This window comes from Candidatus Zixiibacteriota bacterium (assembly GCA_040752815.1).
Lineage (GTDB): Bacteria > Zixibacteria > MSB-5A5 > GN15 > FEB-12 > JAGGTI01.
The window spans coordinates 48,247-73,664 of sequence record JBFMGC010000007.1 but is presented as its reverse complement, the minus strand read 5'-3'; the positions used below and the strand labels follow the sequence as shown (position 1 = coordinate 73,664).

The window sequence follows — 25,418 nt, the reverse complement described above, 5'->3', positions numbered from 1 at the left end:
CCGCGACTCATGGGGCCAATGTAGATCGGCGCGGCGGCCATTGGCAATTTTAATCTCTTTTGATGGCGTCGAGCCGCTTTTCGAGGCGGTTGAGCTGGCCACGCATAGTTTCGAGCTCGTGGCGGAGTGAATCGACAAGGCGGCTCTGATCCGAACCGGGTACGGTTGGCGAGACTGTCCCCAGCGTGATGCTCTTGCGGCCAACAATCAGAGGAAGACTAAGGAATTGCGTCCGCCGGAGAATGTCGATCTGCAGGCGGGTCCCTGGCTGGCTCTGCCTGACCAGGTGAGCCAGACCCGAAGCGGAGTTTACAGGCATGTAATCGACAGCATAAATCAGATCGCCCACCATCAGGCCGGCCCGAGCCGCGGGCGAGCTCGGCAAAACAGTAGTGACAACCACACCTCGTTCGATCGTGCCCGGTCTGTAACCTGAGACGACTGGAACAGCCGTGGTGCGCGGTATCGGTAAACCAGGGCTGATTTCGATCTCCTGAGAGGTGATCCCGACAAAACCGGACTGCCGATCTCCATAGTGCGCCAAGTGACGGACCAGCTCGGGGATCTGATAGGCGGGAACGGCCATCACAAGTGACGGATCGTTGAGCGTCGGCTCGGCGACAATTCCCAGGAGATGACCTCCGAGATCGAAAACGCCGCTGCCGAGCCGCCCTCCGGAGTTGGGTATTGAAAACTGAAGCGTACCATCATCGCGCAGCCCCGCGCAGAACCCAAGCGCAGGCGACGATCTAAGACCGAAGGCGTGCCCGAGCGCGACTACCACCTGCCCGGCGCAGGCATGTTGCCTATCAGGCTCGGCCGCAGATCCGCCCGGCTCAGCGGCCCGGAGCAGGGCCAGCTCGGTCTGGTAATCCACGGCAACGATCTCGGCCGGAACGCTTCGCCCCTCGTATCCAACCGTCAGACGATCGAATCCGAGTACCGAGCGAACCGGCGCAAGGATGAGCCCGTTGGAGTCCACAACCACGCCGGTGGTGGTCTCCTTTTGGTAGGTCTCATCGATGCCGGCCCCAAACCGGGCGGCCGATAGCTGGCGAGAGGCCTCGACCGTCACCACCGAGCGTGACAGGCGATAGATCAAATCTGTCAGCCCGCTTTCCAGTCCATCGAGAGACGATTGTGCGGCCGAATCCCCACAGGCAAAAAAGGCTGCCGACAAAAGGACGCTTGCGATCCTCGCGGCAGCCCTGGCAGAGCGCTTTATCATTTCAGTATGCCTGTCCATCCTCCCTGCTGTCGGCACCGCCGGAAATCCTGTAGTACCGGAATACCGGTACCTGCTGCGAGCTTCTCGGAATCGCCACAAGGTCCACACCATAGGCGCTTACCCGGCTCCCGGCCAGGTGCAGGTTGCCGAAACCGTACGGGTTGGTGAGTCCCCGCGAGATGTGATCGAGCCGCTCCGCCCGGTCCAGCTGCTGCCTGAGCGACCAGTTCCCGGATAGCCCCATTGAGAGGTTTGGGTTGCGATCCGGCTGGACGGTCAGATATCGGTCATCTAATGGCTCGGGAAGCTGCCTGTTTTCGGCGCTGCTCGGAACGAAAGAATCCTGCCTATCAATGAGGCTAACCGCAAATAGCGCCAGCGCGACAGCCACCGCCGCGGGCACATAAACTCGCAGAGATAATCTCGGAACCCGGTGCGGCAGATAAGCAGCGGTGCGAGCTTCCTTGAATCGCTCCTGCGCGATACGGTTCAGCAAACGGGTGTTGAAGTCTTCGCTCAACGACTTTTGCGGCAGTTCACCGGCCGCGTGACGCACCGCCATGTAGTACGACGCTTCCTTGCGACATGCCGGACATGACGCCAAGTGTTCCCGAACTGCGGCCTGTCTGCGAATACCCAGCTCATCAGAGCAGGCTGCTGACAGCAAGGAGCGTGCCTTTCGACAGCGCATTCTGTTCCTCCATCCTCGGTTGCAGTTTCTCCCTAAGCATCAGCCGGGCCCGGTTGACACGCGACTTGACCGTACCCAGTGGCACATCCAACACCCTGGCAACCTCTTCGTAGGGCATCTCCTCGATGTCTCGAAGGAGGAACGCCTCGCGGTATTTCCGCGGCAAGGTGTCGACCGCTTCGTTCAGCATGTCGGGCAGACGGCTCGGCAGCTTGGGATCAACGGCGAATTCTTTTTCGTTGCCCTGAAGTTCCGATATCTCGAAAAACTTGAATCGGCGTCGCTTGCGGAGTTCGTTCCGGGCCAGATTCAGGCCTATCGTGTAGATCCATGTCGAGAAACAGTGCTGGAAATTGAACGACTGGCGATGCTGGTACACCCGAACAAAAGTCTCCTGAACGATATCCTCGGCTTCCTCCTGTGAGGCCAGCATCCGGCCGATCACATTCATCAGCCGGTCCTTGTACCGGTTGACCATGGCGTTGAACGCTACCATGTCGCCTTTCTGGATAGCCCGCATCAGAGTGAAGTCGATATCTTTTTCGCTCTGTTTGTTCATGCGTTACCTCGTGTGATTTATATCTGTTACCGGTGACGCGGACAATTGTTCCAACAATTCTGTCGGCATCATTAGCTGTAACATGCTGCTGCACAACCGATTCTCGGCCTTAGAGACCCGATGGAGCCTTTGTGCAAAAGTTAAACTATCTACTCTAACTAATTGAATGTCTTATCGTTACGCGAACAGACCACCCCAGCCAAGTAAGTAGAGTCCGCAGCCGACAGCCGCCAGCATGAGCAGAGCCGGCAACAGGGTCTTAACCACTTTCAGCAGGTCACTGCCGAAGTACTGATTCGTCAGGATCAGACACAGATGCGCCGGAGAGAGCATCATACCCATATACCCACCCAGGGCGGCGAGCAATATATATCCGGGGTTCAACTCCGGTTGGTATAGCAGTCCCGCAAGCAACGAGTAGCCCAGGCCTATGTACGCCGAGACCATGCCGGTCAACATGCCGATGACAAAACAGACCAGCGGTATGAGCAGTTCCTCTGGAAGGTGGTAGCTGGTGGCCAGGCGAGTGACCGCCGCAATACCGCCCGACAGGTCAAGCACTTTCTGAAACGAGAGTACGCCGAATATCAGAACGAGAAGATCGGGCGCGAGTCCGGGCTTGATCGCGTCCCAGAGTACCGCTCTCGATGGGCGCGAGATGATAATCAAAGCCAGCAACGCCAGAAGTGCCGCGAGGGACAGTTCTACTTTCAGGAGGCCATAAAGCAGGACCGCCGCCGCCACGGGCCAGATCGATCCGGCAATTCCCTTGAGCGGTTGCCAGAGTGATCCGCCCTGAGGTGACTCGTTGTGTATCCGGCGGGTAAACACCAGAAGACCGATCAGGAGCATGGCAACCGTGTAGGGCGCCTGCAACAGCGAGACGCGGCCGATCGACATGCCGGTCAGCGCGGCGGTGAGCACCACTCCGGCGTAGATCGGCCACATGAACTCCACCAGGTGTCGAAACCAATAATTGGCGGCGCACTTGAAGTGGGCCGAATAGCGAGGATAACTCAACACCGAATTGACCAGTGGCGCCGATAATAGCGACCCGCCGGGCATCGGCATCAACCCGATCAGCGGTGGAAGCACGGCAACCGCGGTCCTGGCCCCACCGGGGAGATTCTGGCAGGCTGCAGACAGCCGCCCCAGGTAGCCGAGCGCCTGAAGCAGGTTGCCCATGACCGTGATTAACACCACAAGAGCAGTCAGGGAAATGAACTGCTGAGACCGCGTGACTGTCCAGTAACCCTCCATGAGCGGTCCCAAAGGGACCTGGTAGATTACTGCAGTCAATGGTCCCATGGCCAGGAGCGTTATTCCCACCGGCACTTTGCGCTTGAGCGCTATGATAATGGCCAGCAGGACGAGGCCGAGCTTTAGGGCGTCCATCGGTGAAAGTAACGGCAGTGTTTTTCACTTGTCAACGGACGGCCCACCGGCGACTTGACATCGCCGCGCGGCCACATAGTTTGGCCCGCATCATGGCCCCCCCGCTGCTCACATCATACGGTCTGAGCCTGCTTCCCGTTGACTGTTTTGCGCCCCTCGCGCGGAGGCGCGGTTCAATCTGGCTGGACTCATCGCTCACCAGAAACGACAGGGGCCGGTACTCATACCTCGCCGCGAGGCCGGTCGGCGAAATCCGTCTGGCCCGAGGGCGAACCGAAGTTGTCGACAGTCGCGGCGGAGTCCGCCAATACGACCGGGATGAGTTCGTGGGCGAGTTAGAAAAGATCAGGCTTTCGAATGACCTGACCGCAATCGGCTTTATATCCTACGAAGCCACTCTCCCCTGGCTCGGGCTTTCGCCCAGCTATTCGCAGGAGACACCCGACGCCCATTTCTTCGTGTATGATCGCCTCCACAGATACGACAATCTCACCGGCGAGTACTCGGATACTGACCTGGCGACGCAGTTGCATGAAACAGACACCTATCGCGAGTCTGACACATCGGTGGAGCCTCCAACTGAGCCGGCCATCACGCCTTACCTCACTCGTGACGAATATTTGAATCTCGTGGCGATCATAAAGCACGATATCCGCGAGGGTGACATCTATCAGGCTAATCTCACGAGTCGCTTTGATGTGCGCTACGGACTGGGGCCGTTTGCGGCCTATTTGCGACTGCGGCGACTTAACCCCTGCTGGTACGGGGGTTTTCTGAACTTTGGCGACTATCAGGTGCTGTCATCGTCGCCGGAGAGAATGCTCCTCTGGCAGAATGATCGTATCGTCAGTTCGCCTATCAAGGGGACTATCGCCCGTGGCCGGGACGCGGATGAAACCGAGCGGAATCTCCAGGCGCTGCTTCATTCAGAAAAAGACCGCGCCGAACTGGTGATGATAGTCGATCTCGTGCGCAACGACCTGGGCAAATTCGCCCGCACCGGATCAGTGCGGGTCGATAATCTGTGCCGGACCGAGGTTCATTCGTCGCTGATTCATCTGGTTGCGGATGTCTCTGCGGAAACCGAACCCGGGTGCACCCTCGCCGAGGTACTGCGCGCACTTTTGCCGGGCGGGTCGATAACCGGCTGCCCTAAGCGGCGTGCGGTCGAAATTCTGCGCGAGCTGGAAGTTTCGCCGCGCTCGGTCTATACCGGTTGTATCGGGTATGTCGGATCGGGTCGCGCCGAGTTCAATATAGCAATCCGCACCATGGTACATAGAAACGGCATTTTTCGGATTCATGCAGGCGGCGGTATAGTCGCGGACAGCGATCCCGAGGCTGAATACGCGGAGCTGCTGCTGAAAGCGCGCAACCTGTTTCACTCGCTGGGAGTGACCTTGTGAATTCACCGCGGAAGGCCCATACGGTCACGACTATCAACGGACGCCTGGTACCCAGGCGTGAAGCGAAGATCTCCGTATTCGACAATTCGTTGCTGTATGCCGACGGCCTGTTCGAGACGTTTCTCGCCTGCGATGAGCGGGTGATGTTCCTCGACGAGCACCTGGACCGGCTATATAAAGGCTCGCGGGTAATCGATCTGGCGCCGCCGGTCGAACGTGACACCCTGGCGAAGTGGATGAGATCAACCCTGCGGGCGCATCGGTCGCGGATCAAGAAGCTGCGGCTGACGGTTACCTCGGGCGAGGCGGCCAAGTGGGTCGGCGTGGCCGGAAGACCACAGGTGATTCTCTCCGCCGCATCGCACCGACTGCCCACCGAACCGTTCCGATTACAGTTATCTGAATTCCGGGTCGATCAGGATTCCGAATTCCGTCGCATCAAGACGCTATCTTATGCGATCCATGCCGCTGCGATCAAGCGTGCTCTGCAGAGCGGCTACGACGATGCCCTGATGCTCAACCAGAAAGGGCATGTGTCCGAGGTTACTTCGGCCAACATCTTCTGGCGCAAGGGACCAGCGCTGTTTACGCCGCCGCTATCTTCGGGGTGTCTCGAGGGGGTAACACGCTCGGTGGTTTTCTCGTGTGCTGACGCGTTGGGCGTGAAGGTCATCGAAAGGAGCGCGCCGCTCCGAACTCTGTTCGAGGCTGATGAAGTCTTCATCTGCAGCTCGCTCAAACTCGTAATCGGAGTTTCGGAGATTGGCGTGAATCAAAAGCGGATCCGGTTTGCCGACGGGCCGGTCACCCGCCGATTTGCGGACTGGATGCTCCAAATAACCGGTATCTGAGCGTTTGTCGCGGCTTGCACGCTTTCACCTTTTAAGTTGACTTGACCTTCCACGGGGAATACGATCAAGCATGAACGAAACTGCGGCTGTGTTTCGCAGGTTGGTGACCCGCCCAATGGGTGGGATTGGACTGATTCCCTGGAAGGTGTGTCGATGCTGAGATCAACGATGGTGGCCGTCTGCACGATGTTTGCGCTGTCGGCGACGGTCCGGGCGCAGGATCCGGAGGAAATGGAACCGGCCAGTCATACATTGTTCGACATAGCCCCTCGCCAGTTGGTAGACATGCCGACTGCCGGCACCTTGCCGCGCGGGGATTTTCAAATCGGGCTGAGACTGTATTCCGGCGGCGGGGCGATGGGCAATACCGATATCGGGCTATCCAATCGTTTTCAGTTGGGCATTTCTTTCGGCGGGACGGAGATTGTCTCGGCCCAGGATCCCCAGTGGAATCCGCATATCGGGTTCAGCCTCAAGTTCCGCGTGATCGATGAGCTGGAGTATTTCCCGGCGATCGCGGTCGGCTTCACCGACCAGGGGTACGGGGTCTTCCGCGAGGACTATGACCGGTACACGTATAAGTCGCGCGGCTTCTATGCGGTGGCCAGCCGCAATTTCTACTTTTACCGGTGGACATCCGGGTGGCACTTTGGGATCAATCGATCACTTGAAGACGAGATTGACGGGGATTCGGATTTCAATCTGTTCGGTGGCCTCGACGCCACCTTCAACTACAACCTGGCGCTGCTTCTGGAGTACGACGCCGCTCTGAACGACGATCGCGGGGAGTATCCGCAGGTGTCCGGCAAGGGCCGCGGATATCTCAACCTGTCAGTCAAATGGTTGTTTGCGGAGAATCTCGAGCTGGAGGTTCTGTTCAAGGACATGTTGGTGAACCGGCGGGAATCGTCGACCATCACGCGCGAAGTCAGGATGATGTATATCGATCACTTCTGATGCTCGGTGGAGGCAGGAATGTCAAGCAAGGCCGCCCGTCAACGCGACACGAGATGGCATGCCCGGCAGATGCCCTCATCTGCCGGCTCGTATAGGAACGACCGACAGATCGTGGGCGGCAGACCTCCTGGTCTGCCCCCGGAAGAACAGGGAAAAGTCGAGTGGTAGGGCGGGTTTGCTTCATACCCGACCTTGTGGGCAGAATCACCAGTGAGTGAGCAAGCTCACAGCCCAAAGCGGCGCCAGCGCGCTATCACGTCAGAGACGAAATCACCCACTTCTTTGATGACCGCATCGCGGTATTGTCTGGCTTTGTTCATGTCGAATTCGGGATACCCGACCCCCTTCTCATAGAGGAGAATGGTGCCGGGCACGGGATAGATGTCGGCACCGGGTCGAAACCACCAGGCCATTGTGGGGTCGTAGTCATCGCGGCTGAGCTGATCCGGGTCAATCGCCTGCACAATCGCGCATTCATTGGTGCCGGCGTGGCCGCCCGGGTGGCCCCAGAATTGGCGGTCGAGGTTGTCGCACAGTTCCCACCAGTGCACCACCGCAACATTGCTGCTCGTTTTCGCGTGGAATTCAAACGCCGCGTCTTTGAGGGCGGCATTATTGCCGCCATGACCATTTAGAACTATGATGTTGTGAAGTCCGCTATGGGAGAGCGATTCGAGGACGTCGGCGACATACGCCTTGAAAGTTTCAGGACGGATGGTCATGCCGCCGGCATAACGGTAGAGCGACCGGGTTATGCCATAGTTTATGGTGGGTGCGATGAGGGCACCAACGCGCTCGGCGATGCCTTCAGCGATAGTCTCGGGAATGATATTGTCGGTGCCGATACACGCCGAACCGTGAGCTTCCACCGTGCCGATCGGTAGCAACGCGGTGTCCACGGTCTTCGGCACCAGTTCCTTTATCTGCAGCCAGTTCAGCTTCTGGAGGCGGCGTTCCATCTATGTGTCCAGCTTGGAGATCAGCCGCTCCATCACCAGTTCGGTCTCACGGGCGGTCGTGTCGTCGGCCTCGAAACGGTACTGGTTGATATCACGCGCCATCAGATCGAGCTCCTCGGAGCTTTCCACCGCGTACCAGATCTCGAGCTCCGACCAGCTTAGCTGCTTGTTGGTAAACGCCGTGGCTACATCGTTGTAGATCGATGGCGACTTCCAGTCGAATTCCGAAAGGCTGATATGATACGATTGCGACATGCCAATCGTATAGTAACGCCCCTCAGGGGTAGGCCCGAAAACAGCGTCGGATTGCTGCAGCATACGCAGGGCGGTCCGCATCATGTTGCCCGTAAAGGTCGGAGTCCGGCTGCCTACCAGAAGCACGTTACGGTAGCCGGCATCGAAACAGTCTCTGAAGACCTTTTCAATACGCGCCCCCCACCCTTCGGGGGCCATCGGATGTGACGAGAACCGTTCGTCAAAACCGTTCTTCCGGCCAGCCAATTTCTTGGTAACATAGTCGGTGACGATTTTGATCAGCCGGGCGCGTTCCGGCTCGTCGATGTAATACAGCCGTATATCTGCCGATGGAACGGAGATGGCATTAACAATCGTATCGCTAATAAACGCCTGGTGGAGAAACCTGAGAGCGTCGCCCTGGATCGCACCCAGGTCCATCCGGGATCCATCCTCGGTCGGCTCCTGAACACATATGGCGACGACGGCGGTGTTGTTTTTTTTCGACGGCATGACTTCTCGAATGTTCGGTCCGGTTACTCTTTAGCTGGCGGCCAATATAGGGAGGCACCCAGAGATCGTCAAGCCGAGGCAAAGGAAATCGTAGGGTTCCGGTATTAGAGTGTAAAATCATGCTGAGCTTGGCGAAGCTCGACCCTTCTCCACGGCGAGGACCCACAACCCCGCAAAGCTTGCAAAGGCAAATCAGCGAACCTGGCGCAGCTCAGAGATAAAATCATCCGGCCCGATCACACCGACCAGGATTCTGCTCACCTGGCCGTCGGAGCCGAGCAGCAGCGTCGTGGGTAGAGAGTAAGTCTTAAGGCCGAAACGAGCCTTGAAGGCCAATGTCTCGGGGGAGTTTTCCTTCTCCAGTTGTACTTTGATGGGAACGAATCTCGCGGCCTCGCGGCCAACGTCGGCATCACGGAAGGTCTTCTTCTCGAGCACCTTACAGTTGGCGCACCAGGTGGCCCAGGTGTCGATGATGACCGGACGGCCTTCGGCTTTGGCCCGCGACAGCCCGGTTTCAAGATTATCCACCCAGCCAGTTATGCCGGTGGTTTCAATAATGGTGCCTTGCTCCGAGCGCGAGAAGGAGCCGGAGAGGGACGGCAATATGAAACCCTCCGTGAAGAGAAGCGCCAACAGCAAATATGCGCCCACCAGCAGTGCGGTCAGGCCGAGGAATTTCTTCAGTCGCAGGAAGAACCCGGCCTCGGACGTAAGTCTATCAACCCCGCCCCCGAATACGCCAAACGCGAGAAGCAAGAGCGCGGTGATCAGCGCAGTCAGAGCGGGGCTTATCAAAGTCTGGAGGAAAAAGACAGCCATCAGCAGCAGCACAAAGCCGAAGAACTTCTTGACCGTTTCCATCCACTCGCCGGATCGGGGCAGGCGGTTGATTGCCGACGAGAACGTCCCTATGAGGACAAAGAGCGTTCCCAGCCCGAGCGCGAAGAAGAACAGCGTCAGGAAACCGATAACCGGCGAGCCGGTGGTGGCGATATAGAGAAGGATGCCGGCGACAAACGGGCCAACGCACGGAGAAACTACCAGCGCGGCGATCACTCCGAGCACGATCGATCCGGCCACCCCCCCGCCGGCGCGTCCGGTGCCCAGTTTCTGCCTGAGTGCACTGGGCACGTTCAGGTCGTACTGGCCGAACATCGACAGTGCGAAAACAACGAATACGATGACGATTCCGATAACAACCGGCGGGCTGGCCAACCAGGCGCCGAACACACCGCCCAGCAGTGAGACGATCAGCCCCATTATTCCGTACACCACCGCCATGGTCCCCACATAAACCAGCGACAGGAAGAAGCCGCGCCCGACAGTGCGCTCCTGACCGGCGAATATGCTGACGGTAATGGGGATCATCGGGTAAGTACACGGCGAGAAAGACAAAAGCAGACCGGTCACAAACGCCACACCGAGCACCAGGAAATACCCCCACGACCCGTATTCGCGGATGAGCCTTTCCAGTTCAGATTCGCCGGCCGGGTTTTGTGGTGGCGAGGTAGATTCGGTCGATTCAGCCTGTGCGAAAACAGCGGTGTTGGCCGGTCCCCCCGATGGTCCTACGAGAATCGTGATTGGAACATCGACCGTCTGCGGGGCGCGGCACTCGCGATCATTGCAGGGCTGGTATGTGAAGCGAACCGGAAGCGTGTGTTCCCCGTGGGCCAGATCGGCGGCTACTCGTATATCGAAGGGAATAACGACGCGATCGGAGTACACCGACATGACCTCGTCAGCAAGTTTTTCGTCGGAACCGGCCGGATAACGCAAATCAGTCGGCGTAAGGCCGGTAATCGTATCAAACGTCACAGCGGCTGGAATCAGATATTCCTGGTGAGGGCGAGAAGAGTTTATGTGCCACCCGGGGACGATATCGACCACTACTGCGCCGGAATAAGTTCCGCCCGGCAATGCCGCAGTCTGCGAGAAGACCGTGGACACACTGACCAGGTCCTCCTCGGCGCCTCCCAATCCAAATTGGGCTACATCCGCAAGGGCTGTCCCGCCGCAAGAAAGAAAACTAAATGCCAATGCAATCAGAATACGCACGGAGCACCTTCAGTTTGAGACATATTCAGCAATCGGGAGATTATACTACTGGAGGAAGTCAGGCGCTTCAAGAGATTACTTGCTCTTGCGGTGGCGTTGAACAATTTCAGCTTTGACCAGACGCATCAGTTTTTCCGAGTCGATCTTGGCGGCGATAATCTCGGCCACGCGTCGCCCGAGTTCACGCGCGAATTCCCGCGTAAACTGATCGAGTTCGGTGGGTGCGAGGGTTTCCAGCTTCTCTTCCCAGCCAACCGGTTCAGCTACTCGGTCCGGACCGATAGTCCTGACATCGGGGACGAGCGACTCGGACTCGGTCTCGTGAAGCTGGCGCATCTCCTTCTTGAACTCGTCTATGAATTTCTCCACTCCGGCGGGGGACGGGGTCGCGGCCCGATGAGTGCCCGGTCCCGGAGTACGGGGATCGATCGCCGCGGCGTGATCGGATAGTTTCAGTTTGCCTGAGTCAACCGGGTTCGGGGTCAAGGCGACGGCAGGGTCGGCGTCTTTCCTCATGGAATCGATGAACCAGTCATAATCGTGGACCGCCCGCTCTTCCTGCCCCGAGGGGAGCGGTTCCTTTAAGCCGTACTGATCGGACAGAATTTCCAGTTTGCCGGTTCCGTCCATCGGGGCCTTGCGGCCCGGTACCTGGCGCACGATGCGGCTGCTGTTGGTGTCGAGCACCAACGACTCCACTCTCGTGCCGCCGGTCTCGCCGGCCTGATCCGACTGACCGTCAAGGCCGATCAGCTTCTCAGCCGAGGCGGCCTGCCCGCGAGCTCCCAGCGAAGTTTTGTCAAGGACTTCCGACGAGGTGACAGCGATATCATCCAGCCCGAGAGCGGCATCAAGGAAGCTGTCGTCAATCTCCGTGCCGGCGAGCGGACCGCCCACGGCGGCCTCATCGCCTCTCGACAGAGCAGCGGTAACCTTGTTTAGCAGGTCCTGAGGATCGAACGGTCGCGGAATAACCACGTGGTCGGACGAAGGGGCAAATCCAGTTCTGTCGGCCGGCTCGAATAGGAGTACCGGCACGAGTCTGTCCTGACAATCCTGGCGCACCCTTTCATAGTACGGGGTACCGTCGGGAGCCATCAGATCGGCGCCCATTATGATCAGATCGGGTCGAGACAGCTCCAACACCTCACGCGCCTTCTGGGCGGCGATGACCGCGATGACATCATATCCGCTCTGACGCAGAACGGTTTCGGCCACAGTTCTGGTGGTGTCGGCCTGCTCGGCTATGAGAATCTTGCGCGCCATATCTACCGATTATTTCGACCGGAATGGTGGTTCTTCCGAGAGAGTTCGCTCGACGCTTCCTCTAAAAACTGACGTTCGTCCGAAGAGAGATTCTGGATGCCGACTTCGTTGATCTTGTCCAGAATCGCGTCAACACGTTTCATGACGTCTTCGGCGCGCTGGCGATTGCGTTCCAGCTTAGCCAGTTTCCTCTTGTACCGCAAGCTTTTAATCCGCTTGCCCAGAGCCAGCCAGCGCCAGTCCATCTTCAGGAAAGCCAGCCCAAACAAGGCCCCGCCCAGGTGCGCCAAATGGGCCACTCCCCTGCCCCCAAAGAGCAATCCGAGCAGCATGAACCCGGGGATCGCCCACTTGACCTTGAGGGCGATCGGAAGCGGGAAGAAGTATATCTGGCGATCAGGAAACATCAGCCAGTACGCCACCAGGATTCCATATATGGCCCCCGACGCTCCAATCACCGGCCCCTCGCTGCCGGGCAGCACGGCCAAAGTCAACAGCGCCCCCATGATCCCGGCCAGGAAGTAAAATCGGGCGAACGACTTTGCCCCCCAGGAAAGTTCGATCTCCGTCCCGAACATCCACAGCGACAACATATTGAAGAGTAAATGGAAGAACGGAAACGACGGCAGATGCAGAAACATGTAAGTGACGATCTGATGAACCAGGGCGGGGAACTGAGCCCAGAAACCGGACGGAGTCAGACCGAACAGCAGCTCCATGCGGCCACTTGTGGCCAACTGAAGCACGAGGACGCTGACATTGGCAATCAGCATCCACTTGATGAACGGCGAGATAGTCCCCGGCCCGATCCGAATGCCGCCTCGCGGGCCGCCCGGATCATATGATTGATACTGGCTCATATTACAGGAATTATCGGCAGTATCTCAGCAGCGGTTAGGGTCGTTCTCGGAGGGACGACGGTCGACCCCCTCCGGGGGTCGCTGAAGGGCGCTGCCTCAGGTGGGTACGCCAAAACGAGGGAAGACTCTGGTAACCAGCAGATACCAGAGCGCGGCGAAGAACACAATATATGTAAGTAGCTGCCAGTCCATGCTACGGTTCCCTGACGGAAATGGCCGATCCCGCGAAGGAATCGGCCTTAGCAGACTTTATTCGTTACGCCAGTACCTTTTCCAGCCGGGCCACCAGTTGCGCCTTGGGCAGCGCACCGACAACCTGATCTACCACCTCACCGTTTTTGAAGAACAAAAGCGAGGGAATCGACATGATGTTATACTTGCCGGCGGTTCTGTTATTGGTGTCAACGTCGAGCTTGGTGATCTTCACCCGGCCATCCATTTCGGTGGCCACTTCCTCGAGAATCGGGGCGATCATTTTGCACGGGCCGCACCAGGTGGCCCAGAAGTCGACCACTACCGGCAGGTCGGCCTGAAGGACCTCGGCCTCGAAAGTGTCATCGGTGATGTTAACTGGCTTGCTCATTCAATATCCTCTATATGGTCGTCGTTTATGCACATCGTCCCCTTGTAACGCTCGGCCTCAATCAAAGTTCCGGGGCGGCGGCACCCCGGCAAAGCGCAGCGCTACAAGTGTTCGCAGCGGGAATATAGGCGCAGGAGTCGACTTAGGCCAAGAACAAAATCTGCGAGATGAGTCGCCGCCGGGGACAGACGCGCCGCTTGGATGGTAAGGCCGGCGGCGCGGTCGCTCGCTCAATCGTTATAGGCAAAACAAGGGAGCGGAAGTGGTTCGCTGGTGACAAACAGATGATCGATTAGCAAACTAACGTCACCGACTGATACATCACCATTGCAGTTCGCATCACCCAGTAGTAGATCTGGCCAGGGCGGATTCTGACCGGAGATAAATAGAAAGTCGATCAGAAAGGTGACATCGCCTACCGTCACTGAACCGTCATTATTGGCGTCACCCCGGGCAAGCGACAGAACCGCCCGGAAGGCATCCAGACGACCGTATCCATACTCCCAGTTCCCCGGTGTGATGTTACCCCAGGCGAGGCTTGTATCGGCAGAGTTGCGGAGGATGTAATACACCGCCTGGGCGCTCAACGTGGGATCCTTTGACAGCAACAGCGCGGCTGTTCCTGAAGCAAGCGGGCAGGCGGCCGAAGTTCCTCCGAAATGGCAATTGTAGTCCACGTCGTTCGCTGCTGGTGGGCAATCCCAAAAGTATATCGAATTCTTTCCCCACACACCCATTTGATCCAGCGCCCAAACCGGGTTTGAGGCGTCATCGCTGGGTGCTACCATGTCCAGCTCCGGACCATACCGGCTGTAAGCCCGGCGATAGTCATCCAGACCAATTGCACCAATAGCAAAGCAATAGGACAACTTCGCCGGGTAACCTACTCCGTTGGGATTTGGATAAAGTAGGGTCGTGTTCCCTGAAGCGAATATGACCGGACAACCACGCCCTCCGCGGCCGAAAAGGGTGGCTCGCTCGATTGCGTGATTCAGAGCAGGCTCAGGAGCTTTTGCGGGGTCAGAATACGTCCAGCTGTTCGAGAGTATATCGGCCCCATGAGTCCAAGAGTAAGTGAATGCTGCCACCAGGTCACTCACATAAACTCCAATACTATTCCCTTCGTCGTTGAAAATCTTGATGGGTAGGATCTTGACGTGAGGATCGATCGAAATAACCCCGCTTGAAGGAATGGCTCCGCCCGCGCTTTCAGTTGTGTGAGAAGCACCCACAATGCCCGCAGTTGACATCCCATGTGAGACGGTTTGTCCCGGTCGCGGATCATAATCGTGATCATAATCAATGTCGAGGGCTCCGCCTACATCGTAGCCCGGCAGAATGCGAGAGACCGGAAGATCCTCGTGCTCATCAACCCCATCATCCAAAAGCGCTACTGTCACTGGAGTCGCGATACCAGCAAAATCCCATACCGAAGCACTGTTGAATTGCCCTATCACCTTCTTGGTTTGCGGCTGATAGTTGTGGTAGTAGTCGTACAACATGTACGAGGTCGTTTCGATATACGCCCTAAAGTCAGGATGTGAGTAAAGAGTTTGATCCAGTTCATGGTATGCGTTCGCCAGATTCAACATTCGTAAGCCCGATGCCCTTGTGTTTCTCAGCAGGAACACTTTCGGCATGCCGTCAATCTCATGGTCGATCTCAACACTGAATGCATCGCAAATACTGTCGATGGCCGATCCACTGACACTTTCACTGAACGCCGCAATGAATCGGTTTCCCACCATCAATGGCATGCCAGTTTCGCTGCGATAGTACGGCTCAACAAGTTCGACTCCGGGCACAGCCTGGAGAGTGTCCAGGAACTGATCAAGCCCGGCTCCATTCGAGATTGACAGCACTACAAATCCGCTTGGCGCCTCTTCCTCAAGCACTCCGATTATGCGCTCCAGCGATGCCACCGCTTCTTCTAAGTCCTGCGTACTGAAGCCGTCGTAAGGCTCTACGGAAACACGAGTCGAGTCAATCCTTACGGCTACAGGTCCATCTACTCCGTGGTAGAACTGCGCCCGCGCTGATGTAGTGAGCGTCACGAGCACAATAGTAGCCCTACACGCCCATTTCGTTTTCATCGCGAACTCCTGACCCCAAGAAAGTTGTTTATACGATGAGTCGCCGCCACAACGGCGGCAGCCCGCTAATTGCGCTTACATCTCCAACCCTGTGTATCTCACCTCACAAGCTGACAAGATATTCCTTCTATCCAGTTTCCATTCATCTTCCTATGACCTGTAAGGTTGTGAGTAGCCAGATCTATCCGTATTATGAACGGATAGTCGCCTCCGTTAGCGGCTAGCCAGTGACCATCAGGCGTTACAGCCACTTGGCCGATTGGAATCCCCCACTCGTAGGGGGGATCGAAAAGGCCGACCGTACTCACGGGGCTCTCGGCCTCGTTGGTCGATGCGTTGTATCTGTGAACGTACGGATCCCCCGCGCCCCAAATCATGTCCCCAGGATTAGTGTAGAATACGTACTTCCCATCGGGCGTTATGGCCAAGTCTCCGCTGCCGGGCCATAAGATCTCCGAGAATATTATGGAATCAGCCGCAACATCATAGACAGCGAATCTCTGGTGCCCGTAGGTGGCCTGATAAAGATACCATTTGGACCCATCGGGCGAGGGAACAATCTGGTAAACCAAATAAGGCGCGAAATCCTTGACCATGACGGAATTAAGGGGGTCGGCAAGGTCCAGCCTGAAGGCATGGTATGTGCCCACGGTTCTGCCGTACACGCGACGGCTGTCTACAGAGAATATCTGGCCGGACAGGGTGCTGTCGTGAAGAATTTCCGCGTAGTCCGACGTCCTGAGAATACTCAGGCCGCCGTTGTAAGCGATCAGGAAGTTGCCGTCGGGAGAGGCTGCCTGAACTGTTCCGGAGGACAGGTTAGCGATTACCGGCACAGTATCTCCATCTTGAAGCGAATCGAGCGAGACAACGCGTACGTATTGGTTAGTCGAGCGGTAACCGAGCTTACCGTCGGCCGAAACAATCATTCGCCCCCGACCGGGTATGAAGAATGAATCCAACCCGTTGGTGCTGGGGTGGTAAGCAAAATACAAGCCCTCATTGCTTTTGTCCCAAAAGTACACTGCATAGTCCTTCGGCTCCGGGCAATCGGGCAGCTCCGCGTGTGTGATGAACAAAATATCGATAAGCAGCATCACGTCGGCCAGATCGATCACACCGGCCGAGTCTCCGTCTATATTGGCTTCGTCCAGACCGGGCGCGTCGACCCCGGAAATGAAGAGATGATCGATCAGCAGGGTCACATCGCCGATAGTCACTTCATCAAGGGAATCACAGTTGATATTCCCGACCTTCCCGGCGCAGAAACAGTCGGCCGCCAGGGCCGAACCAGGTATTCCCAAACAGCGGACAAGGACGACCACCAACGCCAGGCATAAGCCGGCAGGACAGACCCGACCCCGGTCGGTTACTACCCGCTTTTCACAGAAAATCGAAGAAAACTCAGCCCGCGCCTTTCCCATGGACTCACACCCGCGTGGCGCTTCCCAGTTGATTACGCTAATAATCAACTTGCGAGAGAGGAGTCTGTCAAGAGGTATTTTCATCGGATTTGCTGAACACCCGCGCCTTACGAGACAGGTCCCAGGATTTCTTGCTTGTCTACTCGCAAGCATATTCGGTGACAAGGGTCTGTCACCGGACGCGAAAAGGGGTCAAAAGCCCTCTTCTTTCACTTTGCCGCCCTTGTGCCGCGGAGTATATTTACGCCCTTCAGGAGAACGACCGTGCGATTGGTGCTACAGAGAACCTCTAGAGTAGAAGTGTGGATCGATGGTAAGCGCCATAGTTCGACAAGTATGGGTTTGCTCATACTGTTCGGAACCAGGAGCGGTGACAAAGTCGAATCGTGCGGCGTGCTTGCCGACAAGGCGATCAACCTGCGCATCTTCGAGGGCCCCGACGGCAAGATGAACCTGTCCGCGCTCGATATCGGCGCCGAGATCATGGTTGTCTCGCAGTTTACTCTGTACGCTGATTGTCGCAAAGGTCGCCGCCCCGGGTTCTCCGACGCCATGGAGCCGGCCGAGGCCGAGCGTCTCTATAATCGATTTGTCGAACTTGTCGCAGGCAACGGCCTGGTCACGCGCACGGGCGTGTTCGGCGCCAAAATGGACATCAAATTCACGAATATGGGGCCGGTTACAATACTGCTTGAACATGACGGTTGACGCTCTCACAGCCCTCGCCGAACGTCGTCAGCTGGTGCTCGGCTCCCGCTCTCCGAGGCGGATTCAGCTTCTCAGCGAGATGGGAGTCAGGTTTCGCCAGGCAACGGCCGAGATCGACGAGACCGTCTGGCCAGGCGAGGACCCGTTTGACCACGCCGTTCGCCTGGCCGAAGAGAAGGCAATCGTAGTCGCGAGCCAGTCTAATCTCGAGGATATAGTCATTGGTGGAGACACTATTGTAGTTCTGGACGGGGTCATCCTCGGCAAACCGGAGAGTCGTGACGAGGCGGTGCGCACCCTGCAGCTTCTGGCCGGCAAGCGCCACACGGTCTGCACCGCCCTCGCGCTGGCGGAACGTCAGGGGTTGATCTGTTCCGGGGATGAGCGTACTGAGGTGTACTTCAACGCGGTCACGCTGCCAGAGATAGAGCGCTACGTGGACAGCGGAGAACCGATGGACAAGGCCGGCGCCTACGGGATTCAGGGCATGGGGGGTTTTTTGGTTGACAGGATAGAGGGCAATCTTGATAATGTTGTCGGCCTGCCTCGGACATTGCTTTTTTGTTTGGCGCGGGATGCGTTGCTGTTGCTATAACATTGTACAAACCTCCGATGAGTGAAACATACGTCAAGTTTGGAACCCTGCTCAGACTCGAGCGGGAACGTCGGGGCATAAAGCTGGAGGCGGTTTCGGGCGATCTGAAGATTCCTATTGAGACGCTCCTGCGGGTGGAAGACGGCGACGTGGACTCGTTACCGGGAGAGCTGTACTTCCGACTGTTCGCAAAGTCTTACGCGGAGCTTCTCGGCATAGACTTCACCAGAACCATTGAGGCCATTCGCGAGGAGCTGGGTGAATCCCTGGAGCCGGCCGCGCCCGAAAACACCGCAGTCCGCAACCCAAAACGCGCACCTGAAACGGTGTCGCAATCAGCATCGAGTGAGCCGCAAGCAAGAAAGCCAGGGAGAATCGGGGTGGTGCTGGCGATTATATTCGTGATCGGCTTGGCGGTCGGCGCGGCAATCTACTTCCTGTGGCTCAAAAAAGCGATAGCCGAAACGAGCCCGGTTGAACCGATTCTCGAGAATACGACGGACATATCGCCGACCTTCGAATACGAGAGCACCAGGGATACCGCACCGTACGTATCCGGAGATACGATGGTTCTCGTTCTCTATGCGCGCGTGGGAAGTTGGGCCTCGGTGCTCGCCGACGGAGACACGCTGCTTTCGCAGATGCTCACACCCGACAGAGAATACCGGGGACGGGCGTCGGAGCAGTTCATTGTATCTCTGGGCAAGCCGACGCTGGTGGATGTCACTCTCGATGGCCGACCGGCGCAGCTCGCCGACCCGGAGACCGGGCAGGTCTCACAGGTTGTGATCGATAAACAAAACCGCGAACTCTTTTATGCCCCGATCGACTCCGTTGACAGCGTGAGGCTACGGTGACCCGGCGAGGCGAAATGGTTCGACCCGGAGATGCCGTCCGCGGCAAGTAAAGGCGGATATATGGGATTTAGAGATTTCATAGCCAAGGCGCAGATCGGCTACATGAAGGGCAAGGCCGAGGGACGCCAGTTGTCTATCCCGGAAGACCTGCTTCGGCCGAAACATCTGCTGGTCTGTCTGCCGGGCGGACTGCGCGAGTTGACCATGGTAAAGCAGCTTCTGCCGACCATTGCGCATCTATTCAAGTCCGCCGACATCACGCTGCTGACGCTGCCGGGCATCAAGGTGTACGATATCTATCCGCGCAAAGGGTTCCAGATTCTAACACCGTCGCTTGACCAGGTCACCTGGACCGGGCTGCCCAAGAAGAGCTACCTGCAAACCCTGTGCGAATACAAGTTCGATACGATTCTCGACCTGAATCTGGAGGCGTCCACTTTTACGTCAACCGTCCTGCTCAAATTCCCCGGTGCAATACGGATTGGCCGGGGCAATCACCTTGGCACCCCGTTTTATAACCTGGAAATCAAGACCAAGTATCTTCGGGACGAGCGCAACATCTACCGTTCGCTGCTGGCCACGCTGGCTGCGATCATGAAGAAGCCGGTTGACGGGCTCAGCCCGGTCACCGCTTACTAACGCTGGAGGTTTCGTGTATCTCAGGCAAATCGAGCTGCTCGGTTTCAAGTCCTTTCCCACCAAGACGACTGTCAAGTTTGCCACCGGGGTGACGTCAATTGTCGGCCCCAACGGATGCGGTAAGACGAACGTGCTCGACGCCCTCCGTTGGGTCCTGGGTGAGCAAAAGCCGACCCTCCTGCGCGGCGGCAAGATGGAAGAAGTGATCTTCAACGGCACCGCCGAACTCAAGCCGCTCGGCATGGCTGAAGTCACCCTCACGATCGTAAACAACAGCGGAATCCTGCCGACCGAGTATCACGAGTTGCAGATTACGCGGCGCCTGTTTCGGAGTGGCGAATCCGAGTACCTGATTAATAAAGTGCCCTGCCGCCTCAAAGACATTATCGATATGTTTGTCGATACCGGTCTCGGCGCGCACTCCTATTCGGTCATTCAGCAGCACATGATCGATTCAGTGATTTCGGACAAGGCCGAGGAACGGCGCTTTCTGTTCGAGGAAGCAGCCGGAATCACCAAGTACAAACAACGCCGCAAGGCCGCCCTGCGCAAACTCGAAGCCACAGAAAACGACTTCCTGCGACTGAAAGACATCTACGCGGAGGTCAAGACTCGTGTCAACGCGCTCTACCGCCAGCACAAGAAAGCCGAGCGATACAAGAAGCTCGAAGAGCGCATTCGCTCGTGGGAATTGTATCTGGGGGCGAGCCGTCTGCGGCAATTGCAGCAGGAAAAGCGTGAACTACAATCGGAGTACGACTCGCTTACCGATCAGAAGACCAGCCGTGGTGCGGTCCTGGATCTGGCAGCCGGTCAGTTGGAGAGCGACCGCCGAGACCAGGTTGATATCGAGCAACGGCTGAACGCTATCGGTAACGAGATCTACACCGTCTCGGAAGAAGCCCACCGCGTGGAGCGGGAGATTTCGGTCCTGAACGAAAAGAAGGCCAACGCTGCCCTGACGATCACTAAAGGACGATCCGATCTCCAGAGTTTCGACACCCGCACCGAGGAGCTTCACCGTGAACTTGCCGAGACCGAAGCCCGGCTCGCCACCGCCCGACAGCAGTTGCAGGCTCGCAATGACGAACTGACTAGAGCTCAGGCAAAACAAGCGGAAGTCGATCAGACGCTCCTGGCGGCCCGAACCGCACAGGAGGTCGAAAACAGAAAGCTGCTCGAACTGGAAGGGCGGCTGTCGTCGGGAGTGACCGAGGAAAGCGCTCTCCGCGAACAGACCGATGAGCTGACGGCCATGGCCGCGCAGCTCGAGCAGGCTATCGCCGCCAACAATCCGCGCCAGAAAGAGATGATTGAGCAAACCGAAAGGTTGCGCGAGGACCTGACGGAGATGGTTCGCACGCGCGCCGACACAGAAACTCGCCGCAAGGAAGTTGTGGCGGCGATCGAGGAGTGCATGGAGCAGGGCGAGGGCTTGTCGCTGCAGCTATCCGATTTCAAGGCGTCTCTGGAAGCGTGTGAGGCGCGCCGCCTCCTTCTCGAAGACATGATGCTGCACTATGAGGGTTATGAGTCCGGCGTGGTTACCACCATGAGCGCGCGGGATCGCTGGCCCGATCTGGTGGGCACGGTCGCAGACAAATTCGTGCCTCGAGAGGGCATGGAGACCGTGCTGCAGGCCGCCCTGGGCGAAATGGCCCGCTACCTGATCTGCCGGGACCGTGTCCAGGCCGAGAGCATCATCGCCTACCTGCGCTCCCAGGGTAAGGGACGGGTGGGCATTCTTGTTCCTCTGAGCGGCACGATAACCCCGGGTGTCAGGCGTCCTGAGATGGAAATGCCCGGCGTAATCGGCTGGCTCGATACTCTGGTGACGACCGAAGAGTCCCTGCGCACCCTCAAGGAAGCGGTGCTCTCGCGCATGATCGTGTTTGGTCCCGGCGCGGACGTGGACGCCATTCTCGAGCGTCTCCCCTACGGTTTCGGGGCGGTGTCCACCGAGGGAGTGCTTTATCAGAAGAACCTGATATCAGGCGGCTCCGATGATGTCTTCTCGCTGTTTCGCCGCAGGGAACGGATCGCCGAGCAGGATCGGGAGATCGCCCTCATTCAGCAGAAGATCGATGCTGTCGCCAACGAGAAGAACCGCAGTACCGCCAGGCTGGGCGCGCTCCGGGCCGAGTCGGAACAGCTCAATTCGCGGCTCGAGGATATGGTTCAGGAAATCGAGGAACAGCAGCGGCAGTTAAACGAAGCTGAATTTGCCGGCCGCACGCTGATGACAGAACTGGAGCGGCTGAATCGTGAGAAGCATGCTCTCGCCGCGCGAATTGTAAACATGCGGGGCCGACAGCAGTCCCTGGGTCTTGATGCCCACGGACTAGCCGGCGAGAAGACCACTCTTCTTGCCGAGATCGAACAGGCCACATTACGGCTGCGCGATCTGGAACAGCAGGCCGTTGAAGCCAACGCCGAGGTGTCACGCCTGCAGGTGGAGGCAATCGAGGCCCGCAGCCGGGTCGAGCAGACCGAGCACCAGATCGTCCATATCAATCAGTTGCTCGCCGAGATCGAGCAGAATCGGGGCGACTGCGCGACAGAAGTCGAGCAGGCCCGGCAGGACATCGAATGCGCTGAAGCCGCTCTGGGCACGATGGAGCAGGCGCTCAAAACGGCTTTCGAGCAGCGCGACCGCCTGGCGCAGGTGCAGCTCGATCTTCGCGCTCGCCAGGCCGAGGTAATGAATCGTACCGCGGAAAAAGAAGCCACGCTGAAGAGGTTGCGCCAGGAGCGGGAGGCTGTCGCGGACCAACTGCACAAAGCAGAGGTGCGCCTGACCGCGGTAGGCTCTGCGGTGACGGCGCTAATTGATCGCCTTCGCGCGGAATACGACACTGATATCTCAACCATGCTGATCGGCCGTCCGCAGGAGGAAATAAGCGACGAGGACGCGCCGGCGCTGATTTCCGATCTGAGAGAAAAGCTCAAGAACTTCGGCGCGGTCAATCTTGTCGCCCTTGAAGAGTACGAGGTGACCGCCGAGCGAGAGAAGTTCCTCTCGGCACAGCTAAACGATCTCACGATTGCCAAGAACGACCTGCGCTCGACCATCACAAAGATCAACAAGACGGCGCGCGATCTCTTTACGACGACATTTGACAAAGTGCAGGAGAATTTCAGCAAACTGTTCGTGGAGCTGTTTGCCGGCGGCGAGGCGCGAATCACGCTGGTGAATCCGGAAGACCCGCTGGAGTCCGATATCGAAATCACCGCCCGACCCGGCGGCAAGAAGCTCCTGCCCATCACCATGCTCTCCGGCGGCGAACGCGCCCTGACCGCGATATCGCTGCTGTTCTCGCTCTATCTCGTGAAGCCGTCGCCGTTTTGCATCCTGGACGAGATCGATGCCCCGCTGGACGATGCCAACTGCCAGCGCTTCTTGAAAATCATCAAGCATTTCTCCCTGCAGACGCAGTTCATTGTGATCACACATAACAAGATCACTATGGAAGCATCGGACAACCTCTACGGCATCACCATGGAACGGCCAGGCGTATCCAAGCTGGTGGCGGTCAAGTTTGCGCGGCAGGATGACGGCAGCGATGAACTGGTCACCGTTGAGGCTGCCGCCGAACCAGCGTCTGAAACTGCCGACCAGGAGCCGCTGCCCGAAGCGATTCTCGAGCGGATCACACCCGCCGTGACCATCAAGCCGGACGGCGACGCCTGATCGCCGGGCGCGTGCGCACATCATGTTCAGCCCTTTCGAAAAGCTGCGCGATTCTCTTTCCCGCACAAAGGACAAGTTGTTCGGGAGAATTTCACAGGTCGTATCGCTTCGTCGAATCGACGATGAGTTGATAGATGAAATCGAGGAGATACTAATCGAGGCGGATGTCGGCGTGCAGGCAACTACACGGCTGATCGAACGCCTGCGCGCACGGGCGCGCGAGCAGAGCGCCACCCAGGGCGAAGCGGTTATCGCCCTTCTTAAGGATGAGATCGCTGGTATACTTGCCGCGGACTGGCATGATCTATTCCCCTCCGGCGGCGGCAGGCCCATGATCTGGCTCATTACCGGAGTGAACGGTGTCGGCAAGACCACCACGATCGGCAAGCTGGCCACCTATTTCGCGTCCGACAATAAGAAAGTCATGATAGCCGCGTGTGATACGTTTCGAGCCGCCGCCATAGATCAGATCAGTATCTGGGCGCAGCGAGCCGGGGTCGAGATCATCCGCTCGAAAGAAGGCGCCGATCCGTCGGCGGTGGCGTTCGACGCTGCCGCGGCGGCCCGTGCGCGCGGAGTTGATCTCCTGTTAGTGGATACAGCCGGGCGGCTGCATACCAAATCGAATCTCATGGAAGAACTGAAGAAGATCAAGCGTGTGGTCGGTAAAGCTGCGCCGGACGCCAGGGTGCAGAGCAAACTGATCATCGACGGCAGCACCGGCCAGAACGCCCTCTCGCAGGTGCGGATCTTCTCCGAGGCGGTCGGCTGCGATGGACTGATAATAACCAAACTCGACGGCACCGCCAAGGGGGGTGTAGTCATTGCCATCGCCGAGGAACTGAAAGTTCCGGTGGACTTCATCGGCATTGGCGAGACCGTCGATGACCTTCAACGGTTCGACCCCCGCCAGTTCGCCGAGGCCTTGTTCCAGTGATTTACTCCTTCACGGTGAAAACTTCTCGACGGGAAGAGATGATTGATGTAACCAATCTTCTCATGCAGGCCCTGAGGCAGGCGGGTGCTGATGACGGCATAGCCGTTTGTTTTGTCCCTCACACGACAGCCGGAATAACTATCAACGAAAATGCCGATCCGGATGTCCGCCGCGACATTCTTCACAAACTTGGCAAGGAGATTCCGCGCGAGGACGGGTATCATCATGGCGAGGGGAATTCGGACGCCCACATCAAAGCGTCACTTCTGGGAAGCTCCGTGCAGGTGCTTATCGAAAAGGGGCGCCCAGTACTCGGCCAGTGGCAGGGGGTTTTCTTCTGCGAGTTCGACGGTCCAAGGACGCGCCAACTCATCATCAAGGTCGCCGGGTTTGCTTAACATCCGGATTATCACTGTAGGCAAGGACAAAGATCGCTGGATTAGCGACGGCTGCGATCATTATGTCAAGCTGTTGTCCCGATTCGCAGGGGTAGAACTGAAATTCCTCCCCACGCTGAAGTCGACTGTGTCGCTCTCCCCCGAAGTAATAAAGGCCAAAGAGAGCGGGAAACTCGCCGGGGCGATCGGCCATGAGTACTACATAGCTCTGCATGATCGTGGCCGGGCATATGACTCCCCCGCGCTGGCCAAACGGCTTCAGCAAGTCGAGGTTGATTCACGCGGCACGGTGGTTTTCGTAATAGGCGGCGCCTGGGGTCTCGACAAGCGATTGCTGGAACACGCCAACGAGGTTTGGTCGCTCTCCAGTCTGACGTTCTCTCACCAACTGGTGCGGCTCATACTGCTCGAACAGTTGTACCGCGCCTATTCAATTCTCCGGGGGACCGACTACCACAAATAAACGAGGCGTCCGCGTCACTGCCGGGACACGAACGCCTCGAGAGGAAAGAT

General features: G+C 57.7%; 23 protein-coding genes. 11 read left to right on the top strand and 12 right to left on the bottom strand.

Annotation, left to right across the window (positions count from 1 at the left end):
• Positions 1 to 49 precede the first annotated feature (49 nt).
• The 4 genes from AB1772_03450 to AB1772_03435 all read right to left on the bottom strand — a co-directional run bounded on the left by AB1772_03450 (position 50) and on the right by AB1772_03435 (position 3,873).
• Positions 50 to 1,228 carry a S1C family serine protease gene (locus AB1772_03450; protein MEW5795396.1) on the bottom strand — a complete coding sequence of 393 codons (1,179 nt, stop codon included), beginning with the start codon at positions 1,226 to 1,228 and terminating at the stop codon, positions 50 to 52.
• Between the two features lies 1 nt (position 1,229).
• Positions 1,230 to 1,919 carry a zf-HC2 domain-containing protein gene (locus AB1772_03445; protein ID MEW5795395.1) on the bottom strand — a complete coding sequence of 230 codons (690 nt, stop codon included), beginning with the start codon at positions 1,917 to 1,919 and terminating at the stop codon, positions 1,230 to 1,232.
• A complete protein-coding gene (locus AB1772_03440; protein MEW5795394.1) occupies positions 1,873 to 2,478 on the bottom strand; it encodes a sigma-70 family RNA polymerase sigma factor in 606 nt (201 codons plus the stop codon). Before AB1772_03440 ends, AB1772_03445 begins: the two co-directional genes overlap by 47 nt.
• A gap of 177 nt (positions 2,479 to 2,655) precedes the next feature.
• Positions 2,656 to 3,873 carry a DUF401 family protein gene (locus AB1772_03435; GenBank protein MEW5795393.1) on the bottom strand — a complete coding sequence of 406 codons (1,218 nt, stop codon included), beginning with the start codon at positions 3,871 to 3,873 and terminating at the stop codon, positions 2,656 to 2,658.
• A 92-nt stretch (positions 3,874 to 3,965) separates the two neighbouring features.
• Here AB1772_03435 and AB1772_03430 point away from each other — a divergent pair, with 92 nt between their 5' ends.
• The 3 genes from AB1772_03430 (at position 3,966) to AB1772_03420 (ending at position 7,087) form a co-directional block, all read left to right on the top strand.
• On the top strand, positions 3,966 to 5,279 hold the full coding sequence (locus tag AB1772_03430; GenBank protein ID MEW5795392.1) for an anthranilate synthase component I family protein: 1,314 nt from the start codon (positions 3,966 to 3,968) through the stop codon (positions 5,277 to 5,279).
• On the top strand, positions 5,276 to 6,130 hold the full coding sequence (locus AB1772_03425; GenBank protein MEW5795391.1) for an aminotransferase class IV: 855 nt from the start codon (positions 5,276 to 5,278) through the stop codon (positions 6,128 to 6,130). Before AB1772_03430 ends, AB1772_03425 begins: the two co-directional genes overlap by 4 nt.
• A gap of 153 nt (positions 6,131 to 6,283) precedes the next feature.
• The gene (locus AB1772_03420; GenBank protein MEW5795390.1) at positions 6,284 to 7,087 is read left to right on the top strand and encodes a YjbH domain-containing protein; all 804 of its coding nucleotides are present in this window, start codon (positions 6,284 to 6,286) and stop codon (positions 7,085 to 7,087) included.
• Between the two features lie 224 nt (positions 7,088 to 7,311).
• Here AB1772_03420 and AB1772_03415 read toward each other — a convergent pair whose 3' ends face one another.
• The 8 genes from AB1772_03415 to AB1772_03380 form a co-directional block, all read right to left on the bottom strand.
• Positions 7,312 to 8,046 (bottom strand): creatininase family protein, encoded by a 735-nt coding sequence (locus AB1772_03415; GenBank protein ID MEW5795389.1) that lies wholly within the window; start codon positions 8,044 to 8,046, stop codon positions 7,312 to 7,314.
• Positions 8,047 to 8,793, bottom strand: coding sequence for a DUF2064 domain-containing protein (locus AB1772_03410; protein ID MEW5795388.1), 747 nt, complete (start codon positions 8,791 to 8,793; stop codon positions 8,047 to 8,049).
• 192 nt (positions 8,794 to 8,985) lie between these two features.
• Positions 8,986 to 10,854, bottom strand: coding sequence for a cytochrome c biogenesis protein CcdA (locus tag AB1772_03405; GenBank protein MEW5795387.1), 1,869 nt, complete (start codon positions 10,852 to 10,854; stop codon positions 8,986 to 8,988).
• Positions 10,855 to 10,929: 75 nt separating this feature from the next.
• Positions 10,930 to 12,120 (bottom strand): hypothetical protein, encoded by a 1,191-nt coding sequence (locus tag AB1772_03400; GenBank protein ID MEW5795386.1) that lies wholly within the window; start codon positions 12,118 to 12,120, stop codon positions 10,930 to 10,932.
• A gap of 2 nt (positions 12,121 to 12,122) precedes the next feature.
• Positions 12,123 to 12,980: a rhomboid family intramembrane serine protease gene (locus tag AB1772_03395; protein MEW5795385.1), complete on the bottom strand. Its 858-nt coding sequence runs from the start codon at positions 12,978 to 12,980 to the stop codon at positions 12,123 to 12,125.
• Positions 12,981 to 13,236: 256 nt separating this feature from the next.
• Positions 13,237 to 13,563 carry a thioredoxin gene (gene trxA, locus AB1772_03390; protein MEW5795384.1) on the bottom strand — a complete coding sequence of 109 codons (327 nt, stop codon included), beginning with the start codon at positions 13,561 to 13,563 and terminating at the stop codon, positions 13,237 to 13,239.
• Positions 13,564 to 13,793: 230 nt separating this feature from the next.
• Positions 13,794 to 15,656, bottom strand: a complete 1,863-nt coding sequence (locus AB1772_03385; GenBank protein MEW5795383.1) for a S8 family serine peptidase — start codon at positions 15,654 to 15,656, stop codon at positions 13,794 to 13,796.
• Between the two features lie 98 nt (positions 15,657 to 15,754).
• On the bottom strand, positions 15,755 to 17,164 hold the full coding sequence (locus AB1772_03380; protein ID MEW5795382.1) for a hypothetical protein: 1,410 nt from the start codon (positions 17,162 to 17,164) through the stop codon (positions 15,755 to 15,757).
• Between the two features lie 141 nt (positions 17,165 to 17,305).
• On the opposite strand from AB1772_03380, the gene dtd reads away from it, so the two are divergent.
• The 8 genes from dtd to AB1772_03340 are packed head-to-tail and all read left to right on the top strand — an operon-like array spanning position 17,306 to position 25,368.
• Positions 17,306 to 17,788, top strand: a complete 483-nt coding sequence (dtd, locus tag AB1772_03375; protein MEW5795381.1) for a D-aminoacyl-tRNA deacylase — start codon at positions 17,306 to 17,308, stop codon at positions 17,786 to 17,788.
• On the top strand, positions 17,778 to 18,383 hold the full coding sequence (locus AB1772_03370; GenBank protein MEW5795380.1) for a Maf family protein: 606 nt from the start codon (positions 17,778 to 17,780) through the stop codon (positions 18,381 to 18,383). The genes dtd and AB1772_03370 overlap by 11 nt, the downstream gene beginning before the upstream one ends.
• Before the next feature lie 17 nt (positions 18,384 to 18,400).
• Positions 18,401 to 19,240, top strand: coding sequence for a RodZ domain-containing protein (locus AB1772_03365; protein MEW5795379.1), 840 nt, complete (start codon positions 18,401 to 18,403; stop codon positions 19,238 to 19,240).
• A gap of 60 nt (positions 19,241 to 19,300) precedes the next feature.
• Complete coding sequence (locus AB1772_03360; protein MEW5795378.1) at positions 19,301 to 19,879, top strand: hypothetical protein; 579 nt, start codon at positions 19,301 to 19,303, stop codon at positions 19,877 to 19,879.
• Positions 19,880 to 19,892: 13 nt separating this feature from the next.
• Positions 19,893 to 23,570 (top strand): chromosome segregation protein SMC, encoded by a 3,678-nt coding sequence (smc, locus tag AB1772_03355; GenBank protein ID MEW5795377.1) that lies wholly within the window; start codon positions 19,893 to 19,895, stop codon positions 23,568 to 23,570.
• Between the two features lie 22 nt (positions 23,571 to 23,592).
• Complete coding sequence (gene ftsY / locus AB1772_03350) at positions 23,593 to 24,507, top strand: signal recognition particle-docking protein FtsY (GenBank protein MEW5795376.1); 915 nt, start codon at positions 23,593 to 23,595, stop codon at positions 24,505 to 24,507.
• Positions 24,504 to 24,905, top strand: a complete 402-nt coding sequence (locus AB1772_03345; protein ID MEW5795375.1) for a secondary thiamine-phosphate synthase enzyme YjbQ — start codon at positions 24,504 to 24,506, stop codon at positions 24,903 to 24,905. The genes ftsY and AB1772_03345 overlap by 4 nt, the downstream gene beginning before the upstream one ends.
• A complete protein-coding gene (locus AB1772_03340) occupies positions 24,898 to 25,368 on the top strand; it encodes a 23S rRNA (pseudouridine(1915)-N(3))-methyltransferase RlmH (GenBank protein MEW5795374.1) in 471 nt (156 codons plus the stop codon). Before AB1772_03345 ends, AB1772_03340 begins: the two co-directional genes overlap by 8 nt.
• Positions 25,369 to 25,418 lie beyond the last annotated feature (50 nt).

Coding starts and splice junctions, on each gene's coding strand:
- AB1772_03360 (MEW5795378.1), top strand. CDS start 19,301: ATGGGATTTAGAGATTTCATAGCCAAGGCGCAGATCGGCTACATGAAG.
- AB1772_03435 (MEW5795393.1), bottom strand. CDS start 3,873: ATGGACGCCCTAAAGCTCGGCCTCGTCCTGCTGGCCATTATCATAGCG.
- AB1772_03395 (MEW5795385.1), bottom strand. CDS start 12,980: ATGAGCCAGTATCAATCATATGATCCGGGCGGCCCGCGAGGCGGCATT.
- AB1772_03420 (MEW5795390.1), top strand. CDS start 6,284: ATGCTGAGATCAACGATGGTGGCCGTCTGCACGATGTTTGCGCTGTCG.
- AB1772_03370 (MEW5795380.1), top strand. CDS start 17,778: ATGACGGTTGACGCTCTCACAGCCCTCGCCGAACGTCGTCAGCTGGTG.
- AB1772_03365 (MEW5795379.1), top strand. CDS start 18,401: ATGAGTGAAACATACGTCAAGTTTGGAACCCTGCTCAGACTCGAGCGG.
- AB1772_03400 (MEW5795386.1), bottom strand. CDS start 12,120: ATGGCGCGCAAGATTCTCATAGCCGAGCAGGCCGACACCACCAGAACT.
- trxA (MEW5795384.1), bottom strand. CDS start 13,563: ATGAGCAAGCCAGTTAACATCACCGATGACACTTTCGAGGCCGAGGTC.
- AB1772_03415 (MEW5795389.1), bottom strand. CDS start 8,046: ATGGAACGCCGCCTCCAGAAGCTGAACTGGCTGCAGATAAAGGAACTG.
- AB1772_03380 (MEW5795382.1), bottom strand. CDS start 17,164: ATGAAAATACCTCTTGACAGACTCCTCTCTCGCAAGTTGATTATTAGC.
- AB1772_03430 (MEW5795392.1), top strand. CDS start 3,966: ATGGCCCCCCCGCTGCTCACATCATACGGTCTGAGCCTGCTTCCCGTT.
- AB1772_03450 (MEW5795396.1), bottom strand. CDS start 1,228: ATGATAAAGCGCTCTGCCAGGGCTGCCGCGAGGATCGCAAGCGTCCTT.
- AB1772_03445 (MEW5795395.1), bottom strand. CDS start 1,919: ATGCGCTGTCGAAAGGCACGCTCCTTGCTGTCAGCAGCCTGCTCTGAT.
- AB1772_03385 (MEW5795383.1), bottom strand. CDS start 15,656: ATGAAAACGAAATGGGCGTGTAGGGCTACTATTGTGCTCGTGACGCTC.
- AB1772_03410 (MEW5795388.1), bottom strand. CDS start 8,793: ATGCCGTCGAAAAAAAACAACACCGCCGTCGTCGCCATATGTGTTCAG.
- AB1772_03440 (MEW5795394.1), bottom strand. CDS start 2,478: ATGAACAAACAGAGCGAAAAAGATATCGACTTCACTCTGATGCGGGCT.
- ftsY (MEW5795376.1), top strand. CDS start 23,593: ATGTTCAGCCCTTTCGAAAAGCTGCGCGATTCTCTTTCCCGCACAAAG.